Source organism: Streptomyces sp. NPDC044063 (assembly GCF_056434285.1).
In genome coordinates this window covers 294,584-308,480 of sequence record NZ_JBWKFM010000004.1, presented here as the reverse complement: position 1 = coordinate 308,480, position 13,897 = coordinate 294,584, and the positions used below count along the sequence as shown (strand labels likewise).

General features: G+C 76.4%; 10 protein-coding genes. 5 read left to right on the top strand and 5 right to left on the bottom strand.

Going from position 1 to position 13,897, the window contains the following annotated elements; translation table 11 throughout:
* Positions 1 to 28: 28 nt before the first annotated feature.
* Positions 29 to 1,183 carry a hypothetical protein gene (locus tag AC07BS_RS08160; protein ID WP_478930958.1) on the top strand — a complete coding sequence of 385 codons (1,155 nt, stop codon included), beginning with the start codon at positions 29 to 31 and terminating at the stop codon, positions 1,181 to 1,183.
* A 41-nt stretch (positions 1,184 to 1,224) separates the two neighbouring features.
* Here the strand turns inward: AC07BS_RS08160 and AC07BS_RS08155 are convergent, their stop codons facing one another.
* On the bottom strand, positions 1,225 to 1,773 hold the full coding sequence (locus AC07BS_RS08155) for a GlcG/HbpS family heme-binding protein (protein WP_478644191.1): 549 nt from the start codon (positions 1,771 to 1,773) through the stop codon (positions 1,225 to 1,227).
* Positions 1,774 to 2,032: 259 nt separating this feature from the next.
* Here AC07BS_RS08155 and AC07BS_RS08150 point away from each other — a divergent pair, with 259 nt between their 5' ends.
* Both AC07BS_RS08150 and AC07BS_RS08145 read left to right on the top strand, forming a co-directional pair.
* Entirely contained in the window at positions 2,033 to 3,250 is a 1,218-nt protein-coding gene (locus AC07BS_RS08150) for a sensor histidine kinase (RefSeq protein ID WP_478930956.1), read from the top strand.
* Complete coding sequence (locus AC07BS_RS08145; protein WP_478643968.1) at positions 3,247 to 3,903, top strand: response regulator; 657 nt, start codon at positions 3,247 to 3,249, stop codon at positions 3,901 to 3,903. Before AC07BS_RS08150 ends, AC07BS_RS08145 begins: the two co-directional genes overlap by 4 nt.
* Position 3,904: 1 nt before the next feature.
* On the opposite strand, the gene AC07BS_RS08140 is transcribed toward AC07BS_RS08145, so the two are convergent.
* A complete protein-coding gene (locus AC07BS_RS08140; RefSeq protein WP_478930954.1) occupies positions 3,905 to 5,161 on the bottom strand; it encodes a globin domain-containing protein in 1,257 nt (418 codons plus the stop codon).
* Between the two features lie 172 nt (positions 5,162 to 5,333).
* On the opposite strand from AC07BS_RS08140, the gene AC07BS_RS08135 reads away from it, so the two are divergent.
* On the top strand, positions 5,334 to 6,128 hold the full coding sequence (locus AC07BS_RS08135; RefSeq protein WP_478930951.1) for a VOC family protein: 795 nt from the start codon (positions 5,334 to 5,336) through the stop codon (positions 6,126 to 6,128).
* 15 nt (positions 6,129 to 6,143) lie between these two features.
* Here the strand turns inward: AC07BS_RS08135 and AC07BS_RS08130 are convergent, their stop codons facing one another.
* Positions 6,144 to 6,401: a hypothetical protein gene (locus tag AC07BS_RS08130; RefSeq protein WP_478643973.1), complete on the bottom strand. Its 258-nt coding sequence runs from the start codon at positions 6,399 to 6,401 to the stop codon at positions 6,144 to 6,146.
* 155 nt (positions 6,402 to 6,556) lie between these two features.
* Here AC07BS_RS08130 and AC07BS_RS08125 point away from each other — a divergent pair, with 155 nt between their 5' ends.
* Complete coding sequence (locus tag AC07BS_RS08125; protein WP_478930949.1) at positions 6,557 to 7,276, top strand: AAA family ATPase; 720 nt, start codon at positions 6,557 to 6,559, stop codon at positions 7,274 to 7,276.
* A 37-nt stretch (positions 7,277 to 7,313) separates the two neighbouring features.
* Here the strand turns inward: AC07BS_RS08125 and AC07BS_RS08120 are convergent, their stop codons facing one another.
* Positions 7,314 to 7,757: a nitroreductase family deazaflavin-dependent oxidoreductase gene (locus AC07BS_RS08120; RefSeq protein WP_478643976.1), complete on the bottom strand. Its 444-nt coding sequence runs from the start codon at positions 7,755 to 7,757 to the stop codon at positions 7,314 to 7,316.
* Between the two features lie 83 nt (positions 7,758 to 7,840).
* Complete coding sequence (locus AC07BS_RS08115) at positions 7,841 to 13,840, bottom strand: TIR domain-containing protein (RefSeq protein WP_478930946.1); 6,000 nt, start codon at positions 13,838 to 13,840, stop codon at positions 7,841 to 7,843.
* Positions 13,841 to 13,897: the final 57 nt, after the last annotated feature.

The following is a 13,897-nucleotide window of genomic DNA, read 5'->3' as shown; positions in this document are numbered from 1 at the left end:
GACGACCGTGCGGGCTCCGAGGACGCCCGTGCTGACCGCCGTACTCGCCGTACTCGCCACCCTGTGCGGCTTCCTTCCTCCGTCACAGGCCGGCGGGCCGCCGCGTGTGACGGACGTCCGGCCCGAGCGGTCCCTCGAACGGGCCTTCGCCCACTACGCCGACCGGGAGCGCTCGCCGTGGCACTGGACGGGCGCGGACAGCACCTACTCCGTGCCGACGCCCGCCGGTGAGCTGTGGGTGTTCTCCGACACCTTCCTGGGCACGGTGCGCCCCGACGGCTCCCGGTCGCCGGTCACCGACGAGGGCGGCACCACGCCGTTCGTGCACAACAGCCTCGTGCTGTGGACCGCGCGGGGGCCGCGCACCCTCACCGGCCGAAACGCGTCCGGCCGGCCCGCCCCGCTGGTGCCCGATCCCGCGCCCGGCACGTGGTACTGGGCGCGGGCCGGCATCCGGGACGGCCGCGGGGTGAGCGTGGTCTACGCGCACTACGCCCGCACCGGGAACGGCCCGCTGGACGTGGCCTGGCGCGGCAACGCGCTGGCCCGGTTCGCGCCGGGCCCGCCGTCCCGGCCGCTGGTCCCCGTGACGCCGGCGCCCGTCCCGCTGCCGTCCTCGGCGGGCGTCTCGTGGGGCGCGTGGCTGGAGCGCGCGGGCCCGTACACCTATGTCTACGGCACCGCGCCCACCCAGGGGGGCGGCTGCCGGCTGCGGCTGGCCCGCGTCGCGGGCTCCGACCTGCGGGGCCCGTGGCGGTACCGCACCGCGCGGGGCGGCTGGTCCGCGCGGGAGGCGGACGCGGCCCCGCTGGCCGGCCCCGGCGGCGCCCCGCTGGCGGTCTCCGACGAGCTCAGCGTGGTCCGGCACGGCGCCTGGTGGGCGCTGGTGACCCAGCGCGCCGACCAACCGTTCAGCGCCGAGACGCAGCTCGCGTGGGCCCGCGGCCCGGCCGGGCCCTTCACCCGGCCCCGTACGGTCCACACCGCGCCGGAGGCCGGGCCGCTGGGCACGTACCGCAACGCGAACGTCATCGCCTACAACCCGCACGAGCACCCCGAACTGGAGCGCCGGGACGAGCTCGTGCTGTCCTACAACGTCAACAGCCTCGTCCCCGCCGACGTCGTGCGCCGCGCGGACGTCTACCGGCCGCGCTTCCTGCGCGTCACGCTCTCCGGCCACTGACCCCGGCCGCGCCCCGCGGGGCACGGCCGGGTGTCCGGGCCCTACTTGCCGAGCGCGGCCGCGCCCGCCTGGGCGTACTTCTCGTCCAGGTCGCCGCTCGGGGCGCCCGCGACACCGATGCCCGCGACCGGGGCGCCCGAGGCCTGGACCGGGGTGCCGCCGGGCAGGAAGAGGGTGCCGGGGATGTCCTTGAGGTTCGGCACCTGCTGGAGGCGCTTGACCAGCTCCGAGGTGGGGGCGTTCCAGGACACGGCGGTGAAGGCCTTGCGCTGGGCCGACTCGTAGGACTGCGGGCCGGCGCCGTCGCCGCGCAGCATGACCACGGTGTTGCCGTTGCGGTCGACGACGGAGACGGTCACCTTCTGGCCGTCCTTGCGCGCCGCCGCCAGCGCTGCCTGGGCGGCCTTGGTGGCCGCGTCCACGGACAGATGGGCCGAGCGGGTCAGGCCCGCGCCGTCGGCCTGGACGGGCGCGGCCTGCGCGGCCGACGGGGTGGCGGTGGCGGAGACGGCGCCGAAGGTGCCGGCGCCGACGGCGGCCGCGGCGGCGAGACCGGTCAGCACCCGGGCACGGACGGACAGGCGGGGCAGACGCTTCGGGCTGGACATGGGAACTCCTCGGCCGGTGGATCGGTCGGTCGCTACGACTCGACGGGAACGTCTCGATCCTCACCGGCCCGCCACCCCTCGCGGATCATCGTTCCGGCTGCTCCGCCGAGGCGCATCGGACGACCCCGTGTCAACCGATCGGATGATGCGCGACGGCCCCGCACGGTTTAGGACGGAGAGCGACAGAGAAACGGAAGGCCCGGCCCCGAGGAGGCGGGGTCCCGGAAGGAGACGACCGCACGTGCACGCCGACCCCACCACGACCTCGCCCCCGCGGGAGCGGGAGACCAACGCCTGGTGGCTGGCCGCCGTCCGGCACACCGCCTTCCTCCTCCTGCTGGGCGCCTCCCTGGTCCGCTTCCTGATCCGCCACCCCGGCGACCCGCGCACCGCCTGGGTGGTGGCCCTGAGCGCGGTGCTCGCTCTGCTGTACGGGCTCGGGCGCGACGGCGACCGCACGGGGCTGCGCGGCCGGCCGTGGCTCGGCGCGCTCGTCGCCGTGTGGGCCGTCCTCGTCGTCCTCGCCCCCAGCTTCGCCTGGTGCGCGATCCCCCTCGTCTACACGGGCCTGCGGGTCCTGCCCACCCGGGCGGCGCTGATCCTGATCGGCGTCCTGACCGTCTTCGTGACGGCCGCCCAGATCAGCCTCTTCGGCCTCGACCCCAGCCTCGTGGTCGCCCCGCCGGTCGTCGCCGCCATGGCCACCGCCGTCTTCGTCCACATGGAACGCCAGGCCGCCCGGCAGCGGGCCCTGATCGACGACCTGCTGCGCACCCGCCGCGAACTGGCCGCCACCGAACGGCGCGAGGGCACCCTGGCCGAGCGGCAGCGACTGTCGATGGAGATCCACGACACGCTCGCCCAGGGCCTCTCCAGCCAGCGGATGCTGCTCCAGGCCGCCGACCGGGTCTGGGACGCCGACCCCGCCACGGCCCGCGAACACGTCCGCACCGCCACCGGGATCGCCGCCCGCGGCCTGGCCGAGGCCCGCCGCTTCGTCCACGACCTCGCGCCGCCGGAGCTGACACGCGGCGGGCGCCTGGCCGGGGCGCTGCGCGAGCTGGCCGAACGGGAGTCGACCGGTACCCTGACCGTGCGCTTCCACCTGGAGGGCGAGCCCGGGCCGCTGCCCGAGCGGGTGGAGTCGGCGCTGCTGCGCATCGCCCAGGGCGCGCTGGCCAACGTCCGCGAGCACTCCGGCGCCCGCGTGGCGGCCCTCACCCTCACCTGCCTCGGCGACGAGGTGGTCCTCGACGTGGCCGACGACGGGCGCGGCCTGGACCCGCGCGCCGGCCGGCGGCGCGGCCCGCGCGGGGACCGCGGGCACGGACTGCCGGCCATGCGCGCCCGCGCCGAGCGGGCCGGCGGCCGGCTGAGCGTCGAGTCGGTGCCCGGCGAGGGCACCGTCGTCTCCGCCCGCGTCCCCCTTCCCCCGGTCACCCCTTCGGAGCCCTCGTGAACGATCCCGTACGCCTGCTGCTGTGCGACGACCACGTCGTCGTCCGGGCGGGGCTGCTGGCCCTGCTCGCCAGCGAGCCGGGCATCGAGGTGGTGGGCGGGACCGGCAGCGGCGAGGAGGCCGTCGCCCTGGCCGCGCGGCTGCGTCCCGACGTGGTGCTGATGGACCTCCAGCTGGGCCCCGGTCCGGGCGGCGCGGCGGCGATCGACGGGGTGGAGGCCACCCGGCGCATCACCGCGGCGCCCGGCGCGCCCTATGTCCTGGTCCTGACGACGTACGACACGGACGCGGACGTGCGGCGGGCGGTCGACGCCGGGGCCACGGGCTATCTGCTGAAGGCGGAGCCCCCCGAGGAGCTGTTCGCCGCGATCCACGCGGCGGCCCGCGGCCGCACCGCCTTCTCGGCGCCCGTCCTCGGCCGGGTGATGGGACGGGCCCGCGACGGGGGCGCCGCCCCCGGCCGGCTCACCGAGCGGGAGCACGACATCCTCGGGCAGCTGGCACGCGGACTGGGCAACCGGGAGATCGCCCGGGCGCTGTTCATCAGCGAGGCCACCGTCAAGACGCACCTGGGCCGGATCTACGCCAAGCTCGGCGTGGACACCCGGGCGGGCGCGGTGGCCGTGGCCAAGGAGCAGCGGCTGCTGCCGTGACTCACGGCCGGGTGCCGCCGCCGACGGGGTCGTGGTGGATGCGCCCGGCGGGCAGCCCCATCTCCTGGAGGCGGGCGACGGTCGTGGCGACCATCGCGGGCGGGCCGCTGACATAGGCGGTCCGGTTGGACCAGTCGCCGCCCTGCCGTCCGAGGGCGTCGGCGACCGTGCCGCCCAGGCGCGCCGCCGGTTCGTCGCCGAGGACGGGCACCACCCGCAGCCACGGCTTGCGGCGTTCCAGCTCGGCGAGCCACTCCCCCTCGTAGAGGCCGCCCCGGTCCCGGGCACCCACGAGGAGGTGGACCAGCCGGTGCCCGGAGGAGCGGGCCGCCAGCTCCTGCAGCAGCGCCTTGAGCGGGGCGAGCCCGGTCCCGCCCGCCACCATCAGCAGGTCGCGCGTCACCTCCCCGCCCAGCGTCATCGTGCCCCTCGCCGGGCCGAGCCGCAGGGTGTCGCCCACCCGGGTGCGCCGGACCAGGGCGTCGCTGACGCCACCGGCCCCGGTGCGCCGGACGTGGAACTCGACGATGCCGTCGGTCCGGGGCGCACAGGCCATCGAGTAGTGCCGCCAGGCGTGCGGGAGCAGCGGCGACTCCACGGCGGCGTACTGCCCGGCCCGGTAGGGGTAGGCCTCGTGGGTGCGGACGCGCAGCACGGCGAGGTCCGGGCGGCGGACGTCGTGCGCGACCACCTCGCCGTGCCAGGAGGGCGGTTCGCCGATGGCGGCGTCCGCGCCGGCGACCATGGCCTCGACGGCGGAGCGCAGCATGCGCAGCCAGGCCCGTTCCAGCTCCGGGGTCCACCGCTCCCCCGCCCTGATCCGCAGGGCCTCGCACAGCGCGGCCTCGAACGCCTCGTAGTGCGCCGGGCGGACGCCGAGCTTGCGGTGGTCGCGGCCCAGCCGGGTGAAGGTGGTGGTGACCTCGTCGGGCCGGTCCAGATGTTCCGTCAGGTAGTGGAACATACGGGCGAGGTGCTCGCGCTGGAAGTCCATGGACTCGGGGAACAGCGACCGCAGGTAGGGCCAGCGCCGGAACATCACGTCGTACAGATGGGTGATGAGGTCCTCGAAGGGCGTCACCAGGGGCAGCTCACGGTGGATCAGCCGGCGGTCCCCCTCGTCGGGTCCCGCGGCGGGCGCCGTGGTCTCGGCCGGGGCCGGTAACGAGCCCGGCGAGAGCAGCCGGCGGCGCAGTCGCATCGCGTCGTGCCGCGCCAGCAGCGTGTAGTAGTCGTTGCCCTGGGGCGAGGTGTTCACTGCCGGGTCTCCGGTGACGAGGGTGGGGTGGCAAAGCAGTATGACACCGCCCAAACGGTCCCGTTCGGCCCGGGGACAGGGCCGAACGGCCCTGTCCCGAAGGGCGGCCGGCCCGCCCCGGTGCCAGGCTGGCCGGACCAGGGCAGGGCCGACCGAGCGAAGGGCAAGGCCATTGATCACCACCGACTTCCGCACCGGCTCCCCCTGCTGGATCGACCTGGGCACGCCGGACGTCGCCGCGACGGCGGCGTTCTACCGTGCCGTGTTCGACTGGGAGTTCGCGACCATGGGGCCCGAGTCGTCGGACTACGGCGTCCTCAAGCGGGACGGCCGCACGGTGGGCGGGCTGGGCCGGCTCACCGAGGAGGGGGCCCGTTCGGCCTGGATGATCTACTTCAACACGCCCGACGCGCGCGCCACGGCCGAGGCCACCCAACGGGCGGGCGGACAGGTGCGGGTGGCCCCCGTCGACGCGGACGGCGAGGGAACGATGGCCCAGCTGACCGACCCCCAGGGCGGGCAGTTCGCGGTCTGGCAGCCGGGCACGAGCCCCGGCCTGGAGACGGCCGACGTCCCCGGCACCCTGTGCTGGACCGAGCTGTACACCACCGACGCCGCGGCCGCGAAGGCCTTCTACGGCTCCCTCTTCGGCTGGCAGACGTCGGACATGGAGCTGCCGGGCGGCGGGGGCACGTACACGATCGTCACCCCGGCCGGCGCCGGTGAGGAGCGCATGCAGGGCGGCATCATGGGACTCCCCGCCGAGCACCTCACGCTCACCGGCGGCCGGCCGTACTGGCACCCGGTCTTCGCCGTGGAGGACTGCGACGCCGCGTTCGCCCGGGTCCTCGAGAACGGCGGCCGCTCGCAGATGGGGCCGGAGGACGCCGAGGGGGTGGGCCGGCTGGCCGTGTGCCTGGACCCCTCCGGCGCGGACTTCGTCCTGCTCAAACCCGCCTCGGCCTAGGCCGTGTCTTACGGATCAGCTTCCGGCGAGGGGGGACCTGACGTAGATCTCGCCGGTGGCCTCCTTGGGGATCTCCTGCTTCACCATGGAGGCCGCCCGGTCGACGGGCGCGGTGTCGAGGGACGTGAGCCGGGAGACCCGCTCGGTCAGCGGGCCGCCGCCCTGACCCGTGTCCTCGGCGGCCGCCCGGGCCGTGCCTGCGGAGAGGGCGAGCCCGCAGGCGGCGAGGAGGACCGAGCCCGCGGTGAGACGCGTCGTGATGCGATTCTTCATGACTTTCCCAACGATCGCGGGGCATGACGGACACTGTCCCCGGCCACTCCCGGAACGCGGCCGGGAAACCGAACGGCCCGCCCCCGCGTCTCCCAGGCTGCCGTGCGAGGCTGGAGGAACCAGCCGAGGGACCACACGCCAGGACAGGGGACAGGGTGAGCGACATAGGGGGGCGGCCGGCCGCGACGGTCGCGACGGCCGGACCGGCGGCCGGAGAACCGGGGCGGGTGCTCAGGCCGCGGGGGCTGGTGGACCTGCGCGGAGGCGGCCAGGAGCGGGAGCCGCTCGCCGTCCCCGCCGTGCTGTCCTATCCCCCGGGCTCCGTGGTGGTCGTCTCCGGCCTGCCCGGCAGCGGCAAGAGCACCCTGCTGCGCCGCTGGTCCGAAGCCGCGCCCGTGATCGACCCGCGCACCGTGCACGTCGCCTGCGAGTCCGTGATGCCCGACCGCCTGCCCTACGCGGTGTACCGGCCCTGGGCCCGGCTGGAGCACGCCCGCTGGCTGCGCGCCGAGGTGCGCGGCGGCGGGGCGATGCTGGTGCACGACTGCGGCAGCCGGCCCTGGATGCGCCGCTGGCTGGCCCGCGCGGCGGGCCGCCAGGGACGCGAGCTGCACGTCGTGCTGCTGGACGTGGGCGCCGGCGAGGCCCTGGCCGGCCAGCGGGCGCGCGGCCGGTGGGCGCCGGCCCGTACCTTCGCCCGGCACCGGCGCGGCCTCGACCGGCTGCTGAGCACCCTGTCCGGGGCGCCCGGGACCGGGCCGCGACCGGACCGGACGGTCCCGCTGCCGGACGCGGTCGCCGAGGCCGCCTCGGTGGTGCTGCTCGACCGGACCTCGCGCGAGCACGTCACGGCCGTGGAGTTCACCGGCTCCTGAGAAGACCGTGCGGCCCGGGCCTCAGGCAGCCCGGGCCTCAGGCGGTCCGGGCCTCCTCCAGGACGAACACGGGGATCTCCCGGTCGGTCTTCGCCTGGTAGTCGGCGTAGTCCGGGTACGCCGCCACCGCGCGCTCCCACCACAGCGCCTTCTCCTCGCCCGTGACCTCGCGGGCCACCATGTCCCGTCTCACCGGGCCGTCCTGCAGCTCGACGAGCGGATGGGAGGTGAGGTTGAAGTACCACACGGGATGCCGGGGAGCGCCGCCCTGCGAGGCGACCACCGCGTAGGCCCCGTCGTGCTCGACACGCATCAGCGGCGTCTTGCGCAGCTTCCCGGTCCGCGCCCCGACCGAGGTCAGGACGATCACCGGCATGCCGCGCAGCGTCGTACCCCGGGTGCCCCCGGAGCTCTCGTACAGCTCGACCTGCTCGCGGACCCACTGGGCGGAACTCGGCTCGTACACACCGTCAAGAGGCATGGTCCCCAGTGAACCTGACGGACGGCGCGCCCACCAGAGCCACGCGCCGGGGCGCGCGCCCCGGCGTGATCGGACCAGTGGGGTCAGAGCGGCGCGTCCGGCGGCAGGCGCCGGACGCCCGGCAGATGGGCGTCCAGCTCGCCGGGCTCGAACCGGCACATGCCCAGCACGTGCCAGAACTCCCCCGCCACCTCACCGTCGAACTTGTAGCCGCCCGAGGGCGTCACGGTCGCCCAGCCGCCCGGCACCCCGACGAGGGTGGCCCGCGCGACGGGCAGACCCTCGTCCGGCACCGACCACAGCCGCACCGTGCCGTCCTCGCCACCGCTCGCCAGCAGCGAACCGTCGGGGCTGAAGGCGAGGGCGAGCACCCGGCCGGTGTGGCCGGTGAGGACCCCGCTCTCCCGCCCGCTCACCGGATCCCACAGCCGGACGGTCCGGTCGTCGCCCGCCGTGGCCAGCAGCTGCCGGACGGGATGGGCGGCCGCGGCCCACAGCCGCCCAAAGTGGCCGCGCAGGTGGTGCCGGAGCCGGCCGTTCTGCCAGACGATGGCCTGCCCGTCCCACGAGGCGCTCGCCAGCCAGGCGTCGCCCGACCCGTGCACCACCGCGTACACCCGGTCCGTGTGGCCGGCCAGCTCGGCGGTCAGCCGGCTCGCGGTCAGGTCCCACAGCCGGACGTACGCGTCGTCGCAGCCGGTGGCCAGGCCCGCGCCGTCGGCGGTGAAGGAGATGGACCGCACCCGGCCGCGGTGCTGGGCCAGGGTGGCCACGTGCGCGCCGGTGCTGCGGTACCACAGCCGTACGGTGTCGTCGTCGTTGGCGGTGGCGAGGACCTCCCCGTCGGCGCTGAACGCCTCGGCCCAGACGTGGTCGGTCTCGGCGTCGATCTCGCGCTGGTACTCCCCCGTGACGGCGTTCCAGACGTAGACGTCGCCGTCGCTGCTGGGGGTGGCCAGCAGGGGCGCTCCGGGGGTGAACACGGCGGAGACCAACCGGTCGTTGTCGCCGGTGAGCTCCCGCAGGGCGCGGCCGGTGGCGGGCTCCCAGAGGCGGACCACGCCGTCGTTGCCGCAGGCCGCGAGGTGCTCGCCGGAGGCGCCGAAGGCGAGGCCGACGACCTTGCGGCCGTGGCCGCGCAGGATGCTCCGGCCGCGGCCGGTGACGGTGTCCCACAGCCGCACCGCCCCGTCGTTGCCGGCCGAGACCAGCAGCGGCCCGCTGTCCGGGGCGCCCGCCGCAGCATCGTGCGGCCGGAACCGGCAGGCCCACACCGACCCCTGGTGCTCGGCCGGCTGGCGGCGCAGCGCGGTGGCCGACCAGCCGTCACCCGCGGCGGCGGGGGTCAGCTGCCAGAGCCGGACCGAGCCGTCGCTGCCGCCCGCGGCCAGCATGCCGCCCTCGGGGTCGAACACCACCTGGTAGACGGCCCCGCCGCAGGACACCGGCTCGCCGGCCGGGCGCCCGGTGCGCGGGTCCCACAGCAGGACGCGGCCCTCGGTGTCGCCGCTGGCCAGCAGCGTGCCGGAGGGGTGGAAGTCCAGGGTGTAGACGCGGCCCATGTGGCCGGCGCAGGCGTGCCGCGGCCGGCGCGCTGCCACGTCCCAGATCCGGACGGTGCCGCGCTCGCCGTCGCCCATGTCGCCGGTGGCCAGGAGGGTGCCGTCGGGGCTGAAGGAGGCGCGGTAGACCGCCCCGCGGTGGCCGGGCAGCTCGCCGAGGAGCCGGCCGGAGGCGGTGTCCCACAGCCGTACGGAGGCCGCCGCGTCGCCGGTGGCCAGGACCGTGCCGTCGGGGCTGAACACGGCGGTGTAGACGGGCGCGTGGTGGCCCGCCATCCGGTGGGCGGGGGTGCCGGTGACGGCGTCCCACAGGGTGACGGTGCCGTCGGCGTCGCCGGTGGCCAGCCGGGTGCCGGACCGGTCGAGGGAGACGGGCCACACGCCGCCGGGATGCACCTCCAGGCGGTGCCGGCAGGCGCCGGAGACCGGGTCCCACAGCCGTACGGTGCCGTCGGCCCCGCCGGTGGCCAGGACGCCGGGGCGGAACTTCACGGCGTAGACGCGGCCCATGTGGCCGTGGAGGGTGCGCAGCGCCGTACCGGTGGAGCCGTCGCACACCAGGACGCCGCCGTCCTCGCCACCGAGGGCGAGGAGTTCGCCGCCGGGGCTGAAGGCGACGGGCTCGGGCAGCCGGCTGGTGCGCATGTCGAAGCCGTACGGGACGCCGACCGCGGCGGGTCGCAGGCCCGGCTCGGCGGACAGCCCGGGGGCGACGGCGGCGGCCCGCAGCTCGGGGGTGCCGAGCAGGGCCGGCTCGGTGACCGCGTCAACGAGGGCGGCGCGGTGCCAGCTGCCGCCGGCGACGCGGGCGCCGCGCAGGTCGGTACGGATCAGGCGGGCCCGGCGCAGGTCCGCCTCCCGCAGGTCGGCGCCGGAGAGGTCGGCGTCGTCCAGCCGGGCCCCGGCCAGCCGGGCCTCGCGCAGCACGGCGCCGGAGAAGTCGGCGCCCACCAGGCTGGCGTCGGTCAGGTCGGCGCGGGTGAGGTCGACGCCGGAGAAGTCGCGGTAGGAGAGGTCCTCGCCGGCGAGGACGGCCCCGCGCAGGTCGGTGTGGGCGGGGACGCGCAGCCTGCTGAGGATCTTGACGGCGTTGGCCCGGGCGATGTCGCCGGGGTCGCCGTCCGCCTCGGCGGCGAGGGCTCTCTCGGCCCACCGCTGGCAGGTGCGGTGGTCGGCGAGGTCGCACAGGAACTCGACGGCGAGGCGGCTGAGGTGGCGGCGGGAGAGCAGGCCGCCGTCGCCGTGTCCCTCGTCGCCGAGCCGGGCGGCGGCCTCCCGGGCCACCAGCCATTCGGCCACGGAGCCGTGGATGAAGCGGAAGAGGCCGTCGTCGGTGCGGACGAGGAGGCTGCCGGAGCCGACGGCGTGCGCGGCCTGCGGTACGGACAGCCTGCTGTCAGCGAGCTCGGTGAGGGTCTCGGCCACGTCGTTGAGCTCGTCCAGCCGCAGCGCGCCCTCGCCGCTCTCCCACAGCCGCAGGGCGAGGGTGGTGACGGCCTGCCACAGCTGGCGCGGGCCGAGCCCGGGGGTGCCGCCGGGCTCACCGCGGCCGCGCCGGGCCTCGAACTCCAGCCAGGCCGTGAACACCTCCTCGTAGAGCCCGGCGGGGCTCAGGGCGCGGCCGGCGCCGGCGACCGCGCGCAGCCGTTCGTGGTCGAGGTCGGCGACGAAGCTGAGCAGCCGGGGGTTGCGGCAGAGGGCGAGGAGGTCGGGGATGCCTTCGAGCAGCCGCATCCGGCGGTCGGCGGCGGGCGCGTCGCCGTAGCGGTTGACCAGGTAGGAGCGGATCTGCCGCGGGGTGAACTCCTGGACGGCCAGGACCCGGCGCTGCGGGAGCAGCCCGACCCGCTCGCCGAGGGCGGTGAGCACCTGGGCCTGGGAGCGGAAGTGCTGGGTGCGGCTGCTGACGACGATCTTGGCGCTGTCGACGGCGGCGTCCAGGAGCACCTGGAGGTGGTCGGCGGCACGGTCGTAGCTGACCTGGTTGACCAGCTCGTCGAAGCCGTCGAAGAGCAGGACGATGCGGCCCTGCCGGAGCATGTAGCGGAAGGCCCGCAGGTCGATGGTGTCGACGCCGTGGCCGGCCAGGTGGGCGGCGACGAGGCCGTCGAGGGTGTGGGCCTTGTCGAGGGCGTTCAGCTGGATCAGCACCGGGACGAGGTGGGGCAGTTCCTCGGGGATCCGGCGGGCCACCTCGCGCAGGGCGAAGGTCTTGCCGTGCCCGAAGTCGCCGAGGAGCAGCAGGAAGCGGCCGTGGTCGGCGTCGAGCATGCGCAGCACGTCGTCGACGAGGCCGTCGCGCTCGGCGCCGCCGGGGCGTTCGAGCTCGCGGTAGCGCTGGGGGAGGTAGAGCGCGGGCTGGTACTGGGGGTCGCCGGTCAGCCGCGCGGTCTGGGCGGTGACGTAGCCGCGCAGGTCGAGCAGGCCCTGGAAGGCGGTGAAGCTGCGCACGAGGACGCCGCGCCGGCGGGCGCGTTCGCGCAGGGCGCGGTCGGGCGGCGGGCCGTCGTGGACCAGCTCGGCGTCGGGTTCGGTGCCGGCGGCGTGGACGTGGTCGATGAAGCGGTCGACGTCCTCGGCGGTCGGGGTGCCGGAGCAGACGCCGACGCGCTGCTGGCGTACGAACCCCGATTCGGTCCAGGTCACCAGCAGGCTGGGCGGGTCGCCCGGGATGCGGCGGAGCTGGACGCCGTCGTGGCGGATGCGGCAGACGTCGGCGACCCGGTCGACGAGCGCCTCCAGGGGGCCCTGGACGGCGCGGGTCTCCGGCGCGTCCGGCGCCGGCGGCTCGGGCGCCGTGCCACCGGGTCCCGCCGCGCCCCCGTCGGCGGGGCCGGTCCCGCCGGGGGCGGGGGCGGGTTCGAGGACGCGGCTGGCGGGCCAGGCGACGGCGTACCGGCGCGGGGTCCCGTCGGGGCGCTCCGGCCAGTGGACGAGCCCGTCGCGGGTGAGCTGGAGCAGCCGGTGCCGGCCGGGCGCCGAGGCGCCGACGACGGGCAGCTCGCGGCCGGCGACGGACAGCGCGAGGGCCTCCGCCGGACCGGCGCCGGGGCGCGTGTCGCCCGTGGGGCCGTGCAGCAGCAGGTGCAGCCGGGGCGCGGTGAGACGGGTGAGGACGTCGGAGTCGCGCAGCCGCGGGACGGCCGCGCGCCGCCCGGGGGCCGGGACACGGCCCGGGTCGTAGCCGAGGACACGCGTGGGCCGGTCGGGGCCCGTGCGGTCCGGGACGGGGCGGGCGGGGGCCGGATCGGCGGGGGCGAGCGGGCCGCCGGCCTCGGGCGGGTGGCGCAGCGCGCCGAGCCGCAGCCAGCCCTCCCGCTCGTACGGGCGCAGGGCCTGCGCGAACCAGGCGGCCTGTTCGGCGCCGATCCAGCCGTACTGGTCGTCGGCCCGGTGGCTGTAGGCCATGGAGGAGTTCAGCCCGGCGACGACGGTGCGCAGGGCGGGCACGGGGAACAGGCTCCAGGGCTGGTCGCCGTCGAAGACGGTGTCGAGGCCCTGGTAGAGCTCCTGGAACAGCCGTGCGTAGTGGCGCCACTTGGGCCAGTACGGCGGCCGGGGCTGCATCTCGTCGGCCTCGCACGTGCTGAAGTAGGCGCGGCAGGCCGCCTGGTTGACGTCCTGGCCGCCGGGGACGACGGCGAGCCGGTCGGCGGCGAGGCCGAGCCGGGAGCGCAGCCCGGTCAGGAAGTTCAGCGCCTGGTCGCATTCGCGGGGGCTGCCGGAGGCGGTGAGGTCGCCGGTGACGACGAGCAGGTCGGGGGCCGGGGCGCCGGCGTCGGTCAGCTCGACGAGGTCGCCCCAGACGGCGGCCTGGAGCTCGGCGGGGTCGGCGCCGCGGCCGAAGGCGGGCCCGGCGAGGTGGAGGACGGTCAGCGTCTCCCGGCCGCCGCCGCCCTCGGGGGCCTGGGGGTAGCCGGGCGGGACGGCGGGCCGGCGGCGGCCCGCCCAGCCGGGGCTGCCGGGCCGGCTGCCGGGCGGGGTCCCGGGCGGCGGGATGTGCGCCGGCGGCGGGGCCGCCGGGCGCTCCGGCGGCTCGGGGAAGCCGGGGAAGCGCGGGTCGCGGTCGGGCCGGGCCCGGCCCTGGAGGGCGTGGCCGACGCGGGTGAGGAGCAGTTCCCGGGCCGCGTCGGTCTCCTGGACGCCGACGAGGTCCACGTAGGTGATGGTGGCCAGCAGCCCCTCGACGGGGATGTCCTCGACGCGGACGGTGATCAGCCGGCGTTCGGGGGCGTCCGGGTCGGCGCGCAGCGCGGCCTGCCATTCCATCCGGCCGTAACGGGAGCGCTCGTAGTTGCGGGAGAGGACGGCGATGACGGCGGCGGACTGGCTGACGCCGCGGTCCATGAAGTCGACGAAGTTCGTGCCCGGCACGAAGTCCCAGGCCTGGATGACCGTGCGGTAGCCCGCCTCCTCCAGGGTCCAGGCGATCCAGGCCGCCCACCGCTCGTCGGCCGGCGAGTAGCTGATGAAGAAGTCCAACAGCCGGTTCTGCCCGGCGATTTCCTGGCGTGCGACCATGGGCCCATCCTAGGAACCGTCTTCCGCCCGGTCACTGTGTTCGCACGAATGCTGTGC